At 48.9% G+C, this 18,290-nt stretch carries 14 protein-coding genes; all 14 read left to right on the forward strand.

What is annotated here, in order from left to right; genetic code table 11:
• The 14 genes from K5677_RS02825 (at position 1) to smc (ending at position 18,278) form a co-directional block, all read left to right on the forward strand.
• Positions 1-2,733, forward strand: coding sequence for a glycoside hydrolase family 9 protein (locus K5677_RS02825; RefSeq protein WP_296724417.1), 2,733 nt, complete (start codon positions 1-3; stop codon positions 2,731-2,733).
• A 203-nt stretch (positions 2,734-2,936) separates the two neighbouring features.
• On the forward strand, positions 2,937-4,379 hold the full coding sequence (ftsH, locus tag K5677_RS02830; protein WP_296724420.1) for an ATP-dependent zinc metalloprotease FtsH: 1,443 nt from the start codon (positions 2,937-2,939) through the stop codon (positions 4,377-4,379).
• A 42-nt stretch (positions 4,380-4,421) separates the two neighbouring features.
• The gene (locus tag K5677_RS02835; protein ID WP_296724423.1) at positions 4,422-5,081 is read left to right on the forward strand and encodes a stage II sporulation protein R; all 660 of its coding nucleotides are present in this window, start codon (positions 4,422-4,424) and stop codon (positions 5,079-5,081) included.
• A 201-nt stretch (positions 5,082-5,282) separates the two neighbouring features.
• Positions 5,283-5,807 (forward strand): translation initiation factor IF-3, encoded by a 525-nt coding sequence (gene infC / locus K5677_RS02840; RefSeq protein ID WP_024859998.1) that lies wholly within the window; start codon positions 5,283-5,285, stop codon positions 5,805-5,807.
• A 13-nt stretch (positions 5,808-5,820) separates the two neighbouring features.
• Positions 5,821-6,024, forward strand: a complete 204-nt coding sequence (gene rpmI / locus K5677_RS02845) for a 50S ribosomal protein L35 (RefSeq protein ID WP_019678115.1) — start codon at positions 5,821-5,823, stop codon at positions 6,022-6,024.
• A 67-nt stretch (positions 6,025-6,091) separates the two neighbouring features.
• Entirely contained in the window at positions 6,092-6,445 is a 354-nt protein-coding gene (gene rplT, locus K5677_RS02850; RefSeq protein ID WP_296724426.1) for a 50S ribosomal protein L20, read from the forward strand.
• 127 nt (positions 6,446-6,572) lie between these two features.
• Positions 6,573-7,361: an RNA methyltransferase gene (locus K5677_RS02855; RefSeq protein WP_296724428.1), complete on the forward strand. Its 789-nt coding sequence runs from the start codon at positions 6,573-6,575 to the stop codon at positions 7,359-7,361.
• A gap of 37 nt (positions 7,362-7,398) precedes the next feature.
• A complete protein-coding gene (gene dprA, locus K5677_RS02860) occupies positions 7,399-8,622 on the forward strand; it encodes a DNA-processing protein DprA (RefSeq protein WP_296724431.1) in 1,224 nt (407 codons plus the stop codon).
• 12 nt (positions 8,623-8,634) lie between these two features.
• Complete coding sequence (topA, locus tag K5677_RS02865; protein WP_296724434.1) at positions 8,635-10,716, forward strand: type I DNA topoisomerase; 2,082 nt, start codon at positions 8,635-8,637, stop codon at positions 10,714-10,716.
• On the forward strand, positions 10,713-12,035 hold the full coding sequence (gene trmFO / locus K5677_RS02870; RefSeq protein WP_296724438.1) for a methylenetetrahydrofolate--tRNA-(uracil(54)-C(5))-methyltransferase (FADH(2)-oxidizing) TrmFO: 1,323 nt from the start codon (positions 10,713-10,715) through the stop codon (positions 12,033-12,035). Before topA ends, trmFO begins: the two co-directional genes overlap by 4 nt.
• Complete coding sequence (plsX, locus tag K5677_RS02875) at positions 12,013-13,020, forward strand: phosphate acyltransferase PlsX (RefSeq protein ID WP_296724439.1); 1,008 nt, start codon at positions 12,013-12,015, stop codon at positions 13,018-13,020. Before trmFO ends, plsX begins: the two co-directional genes overlap by 23 nt.
• A 6-nt stretch (positions 13,021-13,026) precedes the next feature.
• Complete coding sequence (rnc, locus tag K5677_RS02880; protein ID WP_296724442.1) at positions 13,027-13,716, forward strand: ribonuclease III; 690 nt, start codon at positions 13,027-13,029, stop codon at positions 13,714-13,716.
• Positions 13,703-14,701, forward strand: a complete 999-nt coding sequence (locus K5677_RS02885) for a radical SAM protein (RefSeq protein ID WP_296724444.1) — start codon at positions 13,703-13,705, stop codon at positions 14,699-14,701. Before rnc ends, K5677_RS02885 begins: the two co-directional genes overlap by 14 nt.
• Before the next feature lie 4 nt (positions 14,702-14,705).
• A complete protein-coding gene (smc, locus tag K5677_RS02890; protein ID WP_296724446.1) occupies positions 14,706-18,278 on the forward strand; it encodes a chromosome segregation protein SMC in 3,573 nt (1,190 codons plus the stop codon).
• Positions 18,279-18,290: the final 12 nt, after the last annotated feature.

Below are 18,290 nucleotides of genomic sequence, written 5' to 3' on the forward strand. Positions count from 1 at the left end.
ATGAATCACAAAAAACTGACCGCAGCGTTACTTAGTATCGTTACTGCGGCAACGTCACTGTGTACAGCGATATCGCCTGTAAATGCGGTAGACGCTGGCACATCTGAGGAGCAGCAGTTCTGCGCTCCCATAAGCGAGGTCGTTAAGGACTCGGGACTTGATATCGACTATGCCCGTGCACTTCAGTACTCGCTCTATTTCTACGACGCAAATATGTGCGGAGAATTCAAAGAAAACGAGAACAGGCTCTCATGGCGCGGCAGCTGCCACACCTATGACGCTCATGTTCCGATGATCGAATGGGACAAAGTTACAACAAAGACAAGCAAAGGCGGTACTAACCTTTCAGCTTCTTTCATGGAGAAGTACAAGGACGTTCTCGATCCTGACGGCGACGGCACTATCGACGTTGCAGGCGGCTTCCACGACGCGGGCGACCACGTTGAGTTCGGTATGCCTGAGAACTATACAGCTGCTACTCTCGGCTGGGAATACTATGAGTACGGCGATGTATTCAAGAAGCTGGAGCAGGCTGACCATATGGAGACTATTCTCCGCCACTTCAATGATTACCTCATGAAGTGTACATTTATTGATGATGACGGCAAGGTCATCGCTCATTGCTATCAGGTCGGCGAGGGTAATATCGACCACGCGATCTGGAACAGCCCTGAGGTAGATACTATGCCTCGTCCTGCATTCTTCCTCACAGCTGAAAAGCCTCAGATCGACTATGTTGTTTCAGCCTGTGCTTCACTGGCTATCAACTATCTCAACTTCAAGGAGAGCGATCCTGATTACGCAGCTAAATCACTGAAGTATGCAAAGGCTCTCTGGCAGTTTGCCAACGATGCTATAGATGAATTCGGTCCTACAAGCACAAAGGACAAGGATATGCTTATCTCAGATAACGCTGACGGTCCTGTACAGTTCTATAAATCAAGCAAGTGGGAAGATGACTACTGCTGGGCTGCTGCATGGATGTACATGGTAACAGAGGACGAGAAGTCCTTTGACTACGCTGTAAAGATATTCGACTACTACGCTCCTTCCGGCTGGTGCTACTGCTGGAACGATATGTGGTCAGGCGCAGGTGTTATGTGGGCTATCGTAAATCAGCAGCACCCTGAGCTGAATCTCGTTCAGAAGGTAAGAGACGCACAGGGCAAGAACCAGTACGTTTTTGATAATTTCTGGGACGACGACTGTGTAGGTAAGTGCCTCAAGGCATGGAAACAGAAGGAGACCCCCGGCGGCTTTGCTCACCTTGATACATGGGGCAGCTGCCGTTACAATACAGCAATGCAGTTCATCTGTCTGCTCTATGATAAGTACGTAAACGACAGCAAGCCAAGCGAGTGGAGCGAATGGGCTAAGAAGCAGATGGACTACGTTCTCGGCAAGAACGATATCGAATACAAGGAAGATGCTAAATATGCAGTTCTTGCAGGAAAGAACGGCACACACGGTCCGAGAGCATTCGTTGTCGGCTATAACGACAGCGCTGTAAAGAATCCTCACCACCGTGCAGCTTCCGGACTTCTCATGGCAGAGGATCCTCGTGAGCAGAAGCACATTCTCTGGGGCGCTCTTGCAGGCGGTCCTGATGCAAATGACGGACATGACGACGCTACAAAGGACTGGACAGAGAACGAGGTAACTATCGACTATAACGCTTGTCTCCCTGGTGCAGCAGCAGCTCTCTATGCTGTATACGGCACACCTGAAATGGCTATAACTCCAAACTTCCCTCCTGAGGACGAAAAGAGAGTTTACGGCAGCGGTACAGGCGGAGAAGGCGGCGGAAGCGGTTACTGGATCGAGGCTGTCGGCGTAGACAAGCCAAACCTCAACGGTGACGGTTCAGGAACTACACAGGTATCCTTCAAGGTCCTCTCAGGTGAGAGCAATCCTTCAAAGAAGACTTCTGTTCGTTACTTCTTCAATGTAAGCGAAATGGCTAAGGGCATTGATGGTCTTGGCGAGGTCCGCGAGCTTTACGATCAGTCAAGCACAGAGGACGGAGCTATCGGAGCTGACGGTAAGCTCACAGGTCCTTTCAAATATGACAAGGTGGCTGACACATATTACGTAGAGATCACATGGGAAGACTATGTTATCGCAAACTCAGGAAAGAAGTACCAGTTCGATCTCGGTATGTACTACGGCGACGTATGGGATCCTAAGAACGACTGGAGCTACAAGGATCTTAAGATCGGCGACAGCACAGACTTCTTCGCAGTTGACGATCCGCCCGAGCAGCGTACAGATTATATCTGCGTATACGACGACGGCGTTCTCGTAGGCGGTACTGAGCCTGACGGTTCAACTCCTGCACCTAAGGAGGATTCAAAGACCACAACTACAACAAAGCCTGTTACAACAACTACAAAGAAGATCTCGACCGCGACAACAATGGTAGATCCTTCAAAGAGAACTACAACTACTACAGCAGGTCTGACCACAGTAACAAATACAGCAACAAACAGCAATGTTAATGTAACAAAGGCTGGCGACGCAAACTGCGACGGCGAAGTAGATATGTCAGATGTTGTTCTCATTATGCAGTCACTTGCTAATCCGAACAAGTACGGTCTTGAGGGTACCGAGAAGAAACACCTTACTGAGCAGGGCTCAGCAAATGCAGACGTTGATACAAAGGTAAAGGGCGTTACAGCAAATGATGCGCTTGTTATCCAGGAATTCCTTCTTGGAAAGGTAAAGACTCTGTAAAATATTATGAAAAGCTGCACTATTAAGCTGCTTCTCCTAACGGAAAATACGGTTACCGAGCTTAAATTACAGTCTCGGTAACTGTATTTCCGGTAAAAGGGAGGCGGCTGAAAGCGCAGCTTTTTTATGCCATTATTTACTTGTTGTTTTGATATTTTGTGTATGCTATAATTTCATTGTACCGATAAAGGAGTTGAGCATACATGAAAAACAAAAAATTCGGCTTGTTCAAAGGCTTCGGCAGGGCAATGTCCTTCGGGAAAAGCAGTGCAAAGGTCTATGTCAAGGCGCGGACGGGCAAGAGCTTTGCGGACGTTGCAGGTCAGGACGAGGCAAAGGAGGCTCTTGCTGAGATAGTTGACTTTCTGCACTCGCCCGAAAAATACGCGGATATAGGCGCAAAGCTGCCAAAGGGTGCACTTCTTGTAGGACCTCCGGGGACTGGCAAGACGCTTCTTGCGCAGGCAGTGGCTGGGGAGGCGAATGTGCCGTTTTTCTCAATATCCGGCTCGGAATTCGTAGAGATGTTTGTGGGAGTAGGTGCAGCTAAGGTCAGGGACCTGTTCGGACAGGCTGCGGAAAAAGCTCCATGTATAGTCTTTATCGACGAGATAGATACAATTGGCAAGAAGCGTGACGGGCAGACAGGCGGAAGTGACGAGCGTGAGCAGACGCTTAACCAGCTTCTTACGGAAATGGACGGCTTTGACGGCAATAAGGGAGTAGTGATACTGGCTGCAACAAACCGACCTGATTTTCTTGATCCTGCACTTCTGCGTCCTGGGCGTTTTGACAGGCGCATACCTGTGGAGCTTCCAGACCTTGCGGGGCGTGAGGCTATCCTCCGTGTTCATGGCGCGAGGGTAAAGCTAAGCAGCGGCATTGACTTCAGCGCCATTGCCAGAGCTACAGCAGGAGCTTCGGGAGCTGAGCTTGCCAACATAGTAAATGAAGCGGCGCTGAGAGCTGTGCGTTCAGGACGGGGCTGCGTCGGGCAGAGCGACCTTGAGGAAAGCGTTGAAGTCGTAATTGCAGGCTATCAGCGCAAAAATGCTGTTATATCGCAAAAGGAAAAGGAGATCATCGCCTATCACGAGATAGGTCACGCTCTTGTGGCGGCAATGCAGAAGGATTCCGCGTCTGTACATAAGATAACCATAATACCGCGTACATCGGGAGCTCTTGGCTATACCATGCAGGTGGACGAAAATGAACGCTTTTTGATGTCTAAGGAGGATATTATTGCGAAAATATCTGTGCTTACAGGCGGAAGATCTGCGGAGGAGCTGATCTTCAATACCTGTACCACAGGAGCGGCAAATGACATCGAAAAGGCGACGAAGCTGGCACGTGCGATGGTGACGCGGTTCGGAATGAGCGGAAAATTTGATATGACAGCGCTTGAAACAGTAAATGATCGGTATCTTGGCGGAGATACATCACTTGTATGCTCTGCGGAAACAGCTGCAAAGGTCGACGAAGAGGTGAATAATATCATCAGAACTGCCCATGAAAAAGCATTGCAAATTCTGTCCGACAACAGGGAACAGCTCCATGAGCTGGCACAGTATCTTCTTGACCGCGAGACTATAACAGGCGATGAATTCAGGGCGATACTTGACAAAAAAGCTGCTGTTGCTGTATAATCAAGACAATATCTGCCAATGATAGCTGCTGAGGTGATGTTTATGAGAAAATCAATGGGAGCTGTCATGGCGGCAGGCCTTATCCTTGCTGTACTTATTTCTAATATAGGAGGCTTTATCAGCGACGGGAGGAAACTCGATGAGCTTAGGAGCAGTGTTTTGCGGCTGCATATTATCGCCAATTCCGACAGTGAACGCGATCAGCAGCTAAAGCTCATGGTGCGTGACAGGCTGCTCGGCAGCGGTATTTTCAAGTCGGCGGAGAGCCTTTCAGAGGCTGAGGATATAGCGGAAGAAAACCTTGCCGTGATAAAGGATATTGCTGAGGGAGTTCTCCGCGAAAACGGCTGCACTGACAGGACTGCTGCCGAGATAACGGACGTGTATTTCGGCGACAGGACATATGGCGATATAACTATGCCTGCCGGGAAATACCGTGCTCTGCGGATCAGTATAGGAAAAGCCGAGGGGCATAACTGGTGGTGCGTGATGTATCCGCCGCTGTGCCTGCCTGCTGCCTGTGAAGCAGAGGAAGATGTGGCAGAGGATAAGTCTGCTGCTGAGAAGAACTTTGACGAAAAGGAACTGGATATGCTCAGAAAGCCAAGAAAATATAAGGTGAGATTTGCGATTTGGGACAAAATAAAAAGCGTGATCGATGATGATGATGTGCAAAATGACAAAAATAACGAGACTGCTTGACAATTACAGGAAAAGGGTATATAATATTTGAGTAAACAAAGCAGAACTATGCGTTCTCACCGTCGGGCTATGCTGAAACGGTCAATATGTATCGGTTTATCGTGCTGTTCTTGCGGCAGCTTTGATATATCAGTGAGTATTGGTGAGTGCGGATAATTTCTGCACTCATTTTTGTTTTTAAATTATATTGCTTGGAGGTGCTTGACTATTAGCAAACAGGAACTGCAGATCAACGAAGAGATAAGAGACAAGGAAGTTCTCGTAATCGACGCTGACGGAAAAAAGCTCGGCGTATTGTCCGCCAAAGAGGCTCAGCAGATTGCATTCGATCAGGATCTGGATCTCGTAAAGATCGCTCCGCAGGCAACACCACCCGTATGTAGGATCATGGACTACGGAAAGTATTGCTTCGAGCAGGCTAAGCGTGAGAAGGAAGCAAGAAAGAATCAGAAGGTCGTTTCTATCAAGGAGATAAGAATGTTCTCCACTATCGACACACACGATTTTGAGACGAAGGTGAATCAGGCTGTCAAATTTTTAGAGGGCGGCGACAAGCTCAAGGTATCCGTAAGATTCCGTAAAAGAGCTATTGCACATCCCGAACTTGGCAACGAACTTCTTGATCGCTTCAAGGAGGCAGTTTCTGCGGCAGGCACTGTGGATAAGCCGGCTAAAATGGAGGGACGCAGCATAGTTATGTTCGTTTCGCCGAAGGCCGCTAAGTAAGGAGGATAATATAATGGCAAAGGTAAAGGTTAAAACTCATTCGGGCGCTAAGAAGCGTTTTAAGATTACAGGAAGCGGTAAGGTAAAGTACCAGCACACCAACAAGAGACACAGACTTACTCAGAAGGATACAAAGCGCAAGAGAATCGCTCGTAACGCAGGTGTTGCTGACTGCACAAATGCACCTACAATCAAGAAGCTCGTTCCTTATATGTAATCTGTGCGGTGTTTCCGCAAAGTTTTGAGCTAATTCCCGTAATTTTAATATTTGGAGGTAAAAGACTATGGCACGTATTAAAGGTGCAATGATGACTCGTAAGAGAAGAAACAAGACTTTAAAGCTTGCTAAGGGCTACTGGGGCGCAAAGAGCAAGCACTTCAAGATGGCTAAGCAGGCCGTAATGAAGTCAGGCAACTATGCATACATCGGAAGAAAGCAGAAGAAGAGACAGTTCAGACAGCTCTGGATCACAAGAATCTCAGCTGCTGCTAAGCTCAACGGCATGAACTACTCAACATTCATGAACGGCTGCAAGAAGGCTGGTATCTCTCTCAACAGAAAGATGCTCTCAGAGATCGCTATCAGCGATGCAGCAGGTTTCACAGCAATTGCTGACAAGGCAAAGGCTGCTCTTTAATCAAGAAAATAAACACGCTTCTTAATTAAATTAAGAGCGTGTTTTTGTTAATCAATGATCCGTTATGTATACAGTCGGGAGCGTTTCCGACTGTGTATGTACGGTGACTACAGGCGGTGTTGTGCTATTGGAAAACATCATCACTTCAAAAGATAATCCTACTGTCAAGCTGTATCAGAAGCTTTCTTCATCAAAAAAAGAAAGGCTTCAGTACGGCTTATTCGTGTTGGAGGGGCTGAGAATAGTCACAGACGCTCTCCGCGAGGAAAGCGGCATAACTCAGCTTATACTTACACAAAAAGCGCAGGAGCGCTTCGGCGAGGAGCTTTTGCAGGCTGATTTGAGAAACACAAGGACAATTGTCATTTCAAATGAGCTTGGTAACAAAATCGCTTCTACAGACACTACTCAGGGTGTATTCGCTGTGTGCAGGATACCTGCGGCGAGAAGTATCAGCAGTATAATGAAAAGCGGCGGAAAATATCTGGTGCTTTTCGGACTACAGGACCCCGGGAATGTGGGAATGATGATAAGAACAGCTGACGCTCTCGGTATAGACGGTGTTATCCTTTCGGGCAGCTGTGATCTTTACAGCCCTAAAGTAATACGCTCAACTATGGGCTCGGTGTTCAGAATGAAGATAGCCATTGAAAATGACGCAGATGCACTCTTTGAGGAGCTGAGCAAAGCAGGAACTGTCACATCTGCTGCGGTAATTGACAAGGACGCTCAGCCTGTTACTGAGTGCAGCTTTGAGGGAACTCAGGCTGTGTTCATCGGAAACGAGGGCAACGGACTTCCCGGCGTTATCGCTCAGCGCTGTACACGACGGGTAATAATACCTATGCATGGTAATATTAATTCCCTTAACGCTGCTATGGCTGCAGGTATTCTCATGTGGGAGCTCAGCAAGTAAATCCTGTTTGACTATTTAATATAAAGGGGGCTTAGCTATGGAGGAAACTAAATACTGGGTGTGGCTGAATATGGTATTCGGCACGGGAAATCATCGTATCTGGGAGATAATGAGCTTTTTCCGAACGGCTGAAAAGGCTTATCTGTCACTGAGTACGGACAGCTCTGTAGTGAGCCTCAATGAAAATGAGAATAAAAATGTTCACTCTGTACAGCTGAGCCGCGCGGAGAGCTTTATCACAAACTGTACGAAGCGCGGTATAGGGGTGATATCCATAACGAGCCCTGAATATCCCGAGCAGCTCAGGCATATATATAATCCGCCGTCGGTGCTGTATTACAAGGGCAATATCGGCTGCCTGCAAAACGAGATGACAGTTACAGCCGTAGGTACCCGAAAGGCTTCTTCATACAGCCTCAAAGCTGCAAAGGAGATATGCTCTGAGCTTTCTGCCCGCGGAGCTGTTATAATAAGCGGCTTTGCGGTAGGCATAGACCTTGCTTGCAGTATGGCTGCTGTTGATATGGGACGTCCTACAGTATGTGTGATGGGCTGCGGAGTCGATGTTGATTATCCGAGACAGAATTTCTCCTACAGGGACGCTATACTCTCGGCAGGGGGAGTTTTTCTGTCAGAATTTCCGCCTGCAACTCAGCCGAATTCGCCTAACTTCCCAAAGCGCAACCGCATACTGGCTGCACTTGGAAAGGCTGCCATAGTCTTTCAGGCGGGAGCTAAGAGCGGTTCGCTCATAACTGCTAATCTTGCCGCAGGACAAGGCAGAGATGTACTGTGTCTGCCTCCTGCCGATATTTTCAGCGGTGATTACGCAGGCAATATAAAGCTGCTCCGCGACGGTGCTCTGCCAATGTATGATGCTTCCGATGTAATAGACAGCATTACGGGCAAAAGGTCTGTTTCACCGTCTGCACCTGTTTTAAGCAGGGAATCGGAGAAAGATCTGTTGCGCACAAACATCAGCGAAGCTGAGATAGCTTCGGTTATGGAACATATTAATAATAATATAACGGACGATGTCCGTGAAAATACCGTCTCAGACGATGATCTTGACCTGCCTAACGACCTTACCGAGCAGCAGAGAAGGATCTCGGAAGAACTTATGAACGGCGCAATGCACGCTGATGAGCTGGCTTCGCGCCTTGAAATAGACTCCTCGGAGCTTATGACGGAGCTTACAGAGCTTGAGATATTCGGTATCGTCCGCTCGCTCCCTGGAAAAATGTATGAACTTATCAGATAAGGGGAACTTTAAATGTCAGATTTAGTCATAGTAGAGTCGCCTGCAAAGGCAAAAACTATTCAGAAATACCTCGGACAGGGCTATGAGGTCATAGCCTCAATGGGACACGTCCGCGACCTTCCAAAATCCAAAATGGGCGTGGACAAGGATAACGATTTCAAGCCCCAGTACACCGATATGAAGGGCAAGGAGGACGTTATCAGAGAGCTGAAAAAACGCGCCAAGAAGTGCGATAAGATATATCTCGCAACCGACCCGGACCGCGAGGGAGAAGCTATATCATGGCATATAGCCCAGATGCTTAAACTTGATATGAACGACGACAACCGCGTGGCTTTCAACGAGATAACCAAGACAGGCGTAAAAAACGGTATGAGCCACCCTCACAAGATAGATGTTGACCTTGTGAATGCTCAGCAGGCAAGACGTATCCTTGACCGTCTTGTGGGCTATGAGCTCAGCCCCTTCCTCTGGAAAAAGGTCAAGAGGGGACTCTCAGCAGGCCGTGTTCAGTCAGTTGCGGTACGCCTTGTAGTTGACCGCGAGAACGAGATAAGAGCATTCGTGCCAAAGGAATACTGGTCTATCGACGCTAAATTCACAGCTCCGTCATCGAGAAAGGTCTTTGATGCAGCTTTGGTTGCTGTTGACGGTGAAAAGCTGGAGATACCAAATCAGGCAGAGGCAGACGGACTTCTGAAAAGACTGGAGAACGCCGAGTATACAGTTACATCTGTAAAGAAGCGTGTTACTAAAAAACAGCCCGCACCTCCGTTCATCACATCGACCTTGCAGCAGGAAGCATCACGTAAGCTCAGCTTTAGTGCAAAGCGCACCATGAAGGCTGCGCAGGAGCTTTACGAGGGTGTTGATGTACAGGGCGTAGGTGCAGTAGGTCTTATCACCTACATGAGAACCGACAGCCTGCGTATATCCGACGAGGCTAAAAAAGCTGCCGCTGATTATATCGGAACTGTTTACGGCAAGGACTATCTTCCGCCCGAGCCAAGAAACTTCAAAACCAAGAGCAACGCTCAGGATGCCCATGAAGCAATACGTCCTTCAACTCCTGAGCTTACTCCCGAGAGAGTCAAGTCCAGCCTCAGCTCTGACCAGTATAAGCTGTATAAGCTTATATGGGAGCGCTTTATCGCAAGCCAGATGGCAAATGCTCTCCTCGATACAGTATCAGCAGACATCGAAGCAAACGGCTGTACATTCAGAGCTTCAGGCTATTCTGTAAAGTTCGACGGCTTTATGGCGCTGTATGTTGAGTCTACCGATTCCGAGGACGGCAGCAAGAAAATGCTGCCCGAGCTTAAAGCCGAGGATAAGCTGAAGCTCAAATCTATTGCTGGCAACCAGCACTTTACACAGCCGCCGCCGCGATACACAGAGGCTTCACTTATCAAGGCTCTTGAAGAAAACGGTATCGGCAGACCAAGTACTTATGCTCCTACTATAACAACTATCACCTCACGCCGTTACGTTGAGCATGAGGGCAAGGCTCTCAAGCCAACAAATCTCGGCGAGGTCATCACCGAGCTTATGAAGGATCACTTCAAGAAGATAGTTGATGCCAAGTTCACAGCTGAAATGGAGAACAACCTCGATGAAGTAGAGCACGGCGAAAAGGATTGGGTAAGCACTCTCCGCGAGTTCTATGACGACTTCTCAGAGACACTGAAAAAGGCTGAGGAGGCTATGGACGGCAAGCGCGTAAAGGTCCCCGACGAGGAGACCGATGTGGTATGCGAGCTATGCGGCAGAAATATGGTCATCAAGTACAGCAAGTACGGCAAATTCCTTGCCTGCCCGGGATTCCCCGACTGTAAGAACACCAAGAAGATAGTTACTGAGACTGAGGGCTGCTGCCCGAGATGCGGTAAGAAAATGCTGCTGAAAAAGTCTAAGAAGGGCAGAAGCTTCTACGGCTGTGAGAGTTTCCCCGAGTGCAGCTTCATGACGTGGAACGTCCCCACAAAGGAGCTTTGCCCACAGTGCGGCAAGAGCCTTTTCATGAAGGGCGGAAAATCAGGCAAGCTCGTTTGTGAAAACGAGGGCTGCGGCTATGAAAGAGAGCTGAAAAAATGATAATAAACGTCATCGGCGCAGGACTGGCAGGCTGTGAAGCCGCATGGGCTGCTGCCGAAGCAGGAATAAACGTAAGGCTTTATGAGATGAAGCCCGAGAAGTTTTCTCCTGCTCATAAATACGGCGGATTTGCAGAGCTTGTCTGCTCAAATTCGCTGAAAGCCGCAAGGCTTGAATCAGCTGCGGGACTTCTGAAATACGAAATGGAGCTTTTAGGCTCACTGACAGTCCCCTGTGCAAAGGCAAATTCAGTGGAAGCAGGCGGCGCTCTTGCAGTTGACCGCGAGAAGTTCTCAGATGCTGTTACGGAAAAGATAAAAAGCCACCCTCTTATCGAGGTCATAGGCGGTGAGGTCAGGGAGCTGCCCGAGGGAGTTGTCATAATCGCAACAGGTCCTCTTACACAGGGAGCTATGGCTGATATTATAAAAGAGCTCTGCGGCGAGGGATTAAGCTTCTACGACGCAGCTGCGCCTATTGTTACTGCTGAGAGCATAGACATGGAAAGAGCATTTTATGCTTCACGTTACGACAGAGGCGACGCCGATTATGTCAATTGTCCCATGAATAAAGATGAGTACCTTGCATTTTATGAGGCGCTTATCGGTGCTGAAAAGGTTCAGCTCAAGGACTTTGAGACTCACCCATTCAGTGTATATGAGGGCTGTATGCCTATTGAGGAGCTTGCCTCGCGCGGTGTGGATACCATGCGCTTCGGACCTATGAAGCCGGTGGGTATCGACGATCCGCGCACAGGCAGAAGACCTTATGCTGTAGTTCAGCTCCGCAGAGAGAACCGTGAGGGTACACTGTTCAATCTTGTGGGATTCCAGACCAATCTGAAATTCGGCGAACAGAAGCGGGTATTCTCTATGATACCCGGACTTGAAAACGCTGAATTCATGCGCTATGGCGTAATGCACAGGAATACCTTTATCAACAGCCCCGAGCTTCTCAACAGTGATTTTTCTATGAGAAGCCGTCCCGAGATATACTTCGCAGGACAGATAACAGGCGTTGAGGGCTATATGGAATCGGCGGCAAGCGGACTTATAGCAGGTATCGCCGCTGCAAGAAGGCTGAAAGGACTTGAACCCCTGAAGCTCCCGAGGGATACGATGACAGGTGCGCTGTCAGGCTATATAAGTGATCCGTTCAACAGCGGCAGCTTTCAGCCAATGGGCGCGAATATGGGTATCCTTCCCGATATAGGCGTAAGGATAAAGGACAAAAAGGAACGCTACGGCGCATATGCCGAGCGTGCAGTAAACTCGCTGAGAGGAGAGCTTGAAAGAATTGGCTGTAAGAGTTATAGTTGATGCCTTCGGAGGAGATAATGCTCCTCTGGAGGTTATCCGAGGATGTGAAAGAGCAGTCAGAGAGCTCGGCGTGAGCATTGTGCTCACAGGCAGAGAGCCCGAGATAAGGGATTGTGCCAAGAAAAACGGTATCAGTCTTGACGGAATTGAGATAGTTCATACCGATGATATTTTTGATATACATGAGGAACCGAAGGAGATAATCAAGTCAGGGAAGAATACTTCTATGGCTGTAGGTCTAAGTCTGCTTGCTGAGGGCAAGGGCGACGCCTTTGTTTCGGCAGGCAGCACAGGTGCTCTCGTTATGGGAGCCTCCTTCATCGTCAAGCGTATCAAAGGTATCAAGCGTATAGCGCCGTCACCTGTTATGCCTGCCGACAAGGGCAGCTTTGTTCTTGTGGACGCAGGCGCAAATACCGAATGCCGTGCAGATATGCTGCTTCAATTTGCAATTATGGGAAGCGCCTACATGGAAAAGGTCATGGGAGTAAAGTCTCCCAAGGTAGCACTGCTGAATATCGGCGCAGAGGAGACCAAGGGCAGAGACTTAGAGATAGAAGCTTATAAGCTCCTTAAAGCTTCTGAGCTCAATTTTGTAGGCAATATCGAAGCAAGAGATATGCCGAAGGGCGAGGTGCAGGTAGTCGTTACTGACGGCTTCACAGGCAATATCGCACTAAAGCTCTATGAGGGCATGGGCAGCTTTTTCTCAAAGAAGCTGAAATGGTTCTTTTCTGGAGCAGGCAGAATAGGCGCTCTTTTTGCAATGAGCAAGATAAACACATTCCGGAAGCAAATGGATTACAAGGAAGTGGGCGGTTCGGCGCTTTTGGGTGTAAGAAAGCCCGTTATAAAGGCACACGGCAGCTCTGACGGTACGGCGTTCTTCAATGCTGTAAGACAGGCTAAACGCTGCGTGGACGGCAATGTCACAGGTGTAATAGAGAGCTATGTTGCACGTATGTCAGCCGCAGACAAGGAGTGATTATTAATGAAAGACCTTTCAGGTTTTGAAGAAGTATTAGGATATAAATTCAAAGATATTGAGCTGCTCAAGCAGGCCCTGTCTCATTCGTCATATGCAAATGAAAGAAAGCGTCCAAACGGCAGCAATGAGCGCCTTGAATTTCTCGGTGACAGTGTGCTGTCAATTGTAGTATCAGACTTTTTATACAAAAACCTCAATGTTGCAGAGGGCGAGCTCACAAAAATGAGAGCTTCACTTGTCTGCGAGAAATCCCTGCATATCTTCGCACAGCAGATAGGCTTGGGTGATTATCTTCTTCTTGGCAAGGGAGAGGAGAACACTGGCGGACGTCAGCGTCCCTCAATACTTGCAGACGCTTTTGAAGCGGTCATCGCAGCTATATACCTTGACGGCGGCATGGAGCCAGCCTCAAAGCACATACTCCGCTTTATGCCGAAGGATATACAGCACGCAAAGAAGCCTGTTTTCAACGACTTCAAGACTGTATTGCAGGAGATAGTCCAGCAGAATCCCGAAGAAAAGGTCGAGTACGTCCTGATCGGCGAGGAAGGTCCTGATCACAATAAGAGCTTTGTGGTCGAGGTATGTCTCAATGATCAGGTAATAGGCAAAGGCAAGGGAAAGAGCAAAAAGGAAGCCGAGCAGCTTGCCGCAAAGGAAGCGCTTGAGCTTATGGGCTATGAAGCACAGTAATATCTCCATATTCATTCCTCATATCGGCTGCCCTCATATGTGCAGCTTCTGTGACCAGCGTACCATAAGCGGCGCACAGCACGCTCCCACAGGCGATGAGGTCAGGGAGATATGCGAAAGGGCACTCGGCGAGGTAAAAGAACCCGAAAATGCGGAGATAGCTTTTTTCGGCGGAAGCTTTACTGCTATCCCGCGTGACTATATGACGGAGCTTCTTGAAGCTGCCCGCGATTATATAGGTGAGGGCAAATTCAGGGGCATACGCTGCTCTACACGTCCCGACTGTATAGACTTTGAGGTCTTGCAGCTCCTCAAAGAGTACGGCGTTACCTCCATTGAGCTTGGTGCCCAGTCACTGGACGATGAGGTGCTCAGGCTGAATGAGCGCGGACACACTGCACAGGACATTGAGGACGCCTGTGAGCTTATAAGAGCCTTCGGCTTTGAGCTGGGCTTGCAGATGATGATAGGACTTTACGGCAGCACTCCCGAAAAGGAGTGGGCGACTATCGAGCGGATAACAGCTCTCTGCCCCGACACAGTGCGTATATATCCCGTGGTAGTGCTGAAAAACACAAGACTTGGAGAGCTGCTTCTATCCGGTGAATATAAGCCATTCAGCTTTCATAAGGCAGTGGAGATAGCTGCCTCGGCAATGGCTATGTTTGAGGACAGGGGCATAAGAGTCATCAAATGCGGACTTCACGCAAGTGAATTCGTTGAGCATGATATGGTGGGCGGCTTTTATCACCCTGCATTCCGCGAGCTTTGTGAGGCACTGATATACCGCCATAATATGGAATTTGAGCTGAAAAGCATGGGCAAAATGCCGGAAACTGCTGTTTTTGCAGTAGCTCCGTCCTGTATAAGCAAGGCAACGGGGCATAAAAAGTCAAATATGATCTATTTCAAGGAGCTTGGAACAGAGATTAAGATAATCGGCGACGAAAGCGTCCCGAAATACAGATGTATGCTGAGGAGGTGAGCGAATGTACCTGAAATCACTGGAAATACAGGGATTTAAATCCTTTCCCGATAAGATAAGCCTGACCTTTGACAAGGGACTTACCGCAGTTGTTGGTCCTAACGGAAGCGGCAAGAGCAATATCGGCGATTCGGTGCGCTGGGTACTGGGCGAGCAGTCCACAAAAACGCTCCGAGGCAACAAAATGGAGGACGTCATCTTCTCTGGTACTGTTGCAAGAAAGCCTATGGGATTTGCGGCAGTTACGCTGAATATCGACAATTCCGACAAAACTCTCCCCGATATGGACGATGAGGTGGCTATCACACGTAAGCTGTACAGAAGCGGCGAGAGCGAATATATGATATGCGGCAAGCCGTGCCGTCTGAAGGACATCAATGAGCTGTTCATGGACACAGGTCTGGGACGTGACGGATACTCCATAATCGGACAGGGACGTATCGCCGAAATTGTGGGAGCTAAGAGCTCAGAGCGCCGTGACATCTTTGAGGAAGCGGCAGGTATCTCCAAATTCCGCTACAAGAAGCTGGAAGCGGAGAGAAAGCTCACCGCAGCACAGGAAAATCTGCTCCGTCTGACGGATATACTCTCCGAATTAGAGAGCAGAGTAGAGCCTCTGCGCATACAGTCACAGAAAGCGGAGAAGTTCATAAAGCTTGCCGAGGAACGCAAGAGACTGGAAATTTCTGTCTGGGTGACTAAGCTTGACGAGATGAAGCTGAAGCTTGACGAGATAGAGAGCAAAATACTCGTCAGCAAGAATGAATACGAAAATATCGAGAACGATATACAGCGCGAGGAGCAGAAGATAGCTGACGGCATAAGAAAAATGCAGGAGAGCACCATGCGTGCCGATGAGCTCCGCCGTAAGATGCTGGAGGAGGAGCAGACCTCGTCGGAGATGAAATCCGGCATCGCTGTTCTCGAAAATGATATAAAGCACTGCAACGAGGCGGTGGAAGCTGCTCAGAAAAACATCGACAGCTCTGAGGAGGCAAAAAAGGCTTTGGAGCATGAGCGCAAGGCTGCTCTTGACGGACTTGCTGAGCTGGAGGAAAAGAAAAAGGCTCTTGAAGCCGAGATAAAGGCTGCTGAGGAGAACTTTGAGAAAGCCGAGAGCGAGAGCTCTAAGCTGGGTGACTCTGTTGATAAGGCTGGCAGCGAGATAAATGCTATGTATATCAAGCAGAGCGAGCTGCGCTTTACTATTGAGTCATCAAAGGCGGCTATAGAGGAGCAGACCGCCCGTCTTGCCGAGCTCCGCGAGAGCAGCGGCGATATAAGCCGCAGGCTCGGCGAGTATCAGAGCCAGACTGCCGAAATAAAGGCGGAAGCGGAAAAGAATACCGCAAAGGCAGAGGAGCTCCGCAACAAGCTCAGCGGACTTGAAAGACTTTACAAGTCACGCCGCGAGGGCTTTGAGCAGGCTAAGAACGATTTTGAGAGGGCTCTATATGAGCTTAAAGACAAGCAGCAGCGCAGAAAGATACTCACTGACCTTGAAAACAACATGGAGGGCTTTGCCGGAAGCGTAAAGCAGGTGCTGAAAGCCTCAAAGCAGGGACGTATCGGCGGAGTAATGGGTACCGTTGCTCAGAATATAGGCGTTGAGCCAAAGTACGCAGTTGCAGTTGAGACTGCTCTGGGCGGCGCAATGCAGAATATCATCGTTGAAAACGAGGACATCGCAAAGCGCTGTATCCGCTTCCTCAAAGAGCAGAAGGGCGGACGTGCAACATTCCTTCCGATTACATCGGTAAAGGGCTATGAGCTCCGCGAGCAGGGACTGGAAAAATGCGAGGGCTTTGTGGCAAATGCCAACAAGATAGTCACATATGACCAGAAATTCAGCGGTATAATCGCTTCACTGCTGGGACGCATAGTCATTGCAGAGGATATAGACACCGCTACTCTTATCGCCAAAAAGTACGGCTATAAATTCAAGATAGTAACGCTTGACGGACAGGTCATCAATGCAGGAGGTTCCTTCACAGGAGGCTCTGCACAGCGCTCAGGCGGTATCATAACCCGAAAGAACGAGATAGATACTCTTGATGCCGAGATAGTCAGGCTTGAAGCTGAGAGGGATTCTCTCCGCGAAAGAGCTGAGAAGCTCCGTGCAGAATCCGAGAAGCTCCGCTTTGATACAGAGGCTGCAAAGGAAGAGCAGGCACAGTGCGAGGCTGACAGAGTCCGCATAGGGGCAGAGCTCAACAGCCTTGCTTCATTGGAAGAACAGTTCCGCACACAGTCGGAAAATTCCCATAAGGCTGCTGCCGAGACCGAGCAGCGCATAGCTGCCGCAAAGCAGAGCATAGCAGATTCCGAAAAGGCTCTTGCCGAGACCGAAGCCGAGATAAAGGCTGCTGAGGAAAAGCTTGCACAGGGACAGGATATACGCGAAAAGCTGAGATTACAGCGCGCTGAGCTGTCAGATAAGCTGTCAGAACTGAAAATAAAGGGCATGGAGCTTGCAAAGGACGTACAGGCTCAGGAGCTGGAGCTCTCACACATTGACCGCAGAGAGGAAGAACTGAAATACGGCGCTCATCAGTTTGAGGAGGAGATATTCCGTCAGAAGGAGATGATCTCACAGAAGCAGGCTGAGATAGAGGAGCTGAAAAAGAAGCTCTCCGACTTCAAGGACAATACTGAGACCTATAATGCTGAGATACAGCGCTGTCATGCAACTCATACCGAGCAGAACCGTCTCGTCAACGAGATGCAGAACGGCTTGAAAACTATCAATGAAGCTAAGGAAAAGCTGTCCGCGGATATTACCCGTCTTGAAGAACGCAAGGAGACTGTCTGCCGCGATACCGACAATATCATCAGACAGCTCATGGAGGTCTACGAGCTGACACGCTCTGAGGCTGTTGCAATGGCTGAGAAGATAGATGATATGATAGCCGCACAGGCAGAGCTCACCACTATAAAGAACAAGATACGCGCCCTCGGAAGCGTCAATGTTGAGGCTATCGAGGAGTACAAGGAGGTTTCCGAGCGTTATCAGTTCATGTCTGCGCAGATAGCAGATGTTCAGAAGTCAAAGACAGAGCTTGAAAAGATAATAACCGACCTTACCGCAGAGATGTGCAGGATATTCTCAGAGAGCTTTGAGATAATAAACTCTAACTTCAAGAGTATATTCGTTGAGCTCTTCGGCGGCGGAAAGGCTGAGCTGATACTCACCGATCCCGAGAACGTTCTGGAATCGGGCATAGAGATAAGCGTAGCCCCTCCCGGAAAGGTCATCAAGAACCTTATCTCACTGTCGGGAGGCGAGCAGTCCTTCGTAGCTATAGCTATATATTTTGCTATACTCAAGCTGAGACCTGCGCCCTTCTGTATTCTGGACGAGATAGATGCGGCTCTTGATGAGGTAAACGTAAGAAAGTATGCACAGTACCTCAAAAAGTTTACCGATTCCACTCAGTTCGTGCTTGTTACCCACAGACGAAGCGCTATGGAGGAAGCAAACGTGCTCTATGGTGTCACCATGCAGGAGGACGGTATTTCCAAGCTCCTGAAAATGGAGCAGGTGGACTTTCAGGAGGACGCTGCGGATATACAATAATTTTTTTGTCAC

The sequence above is a fragment of the Ruminococcus sp. genome (genome assembly GCF_024684275.1).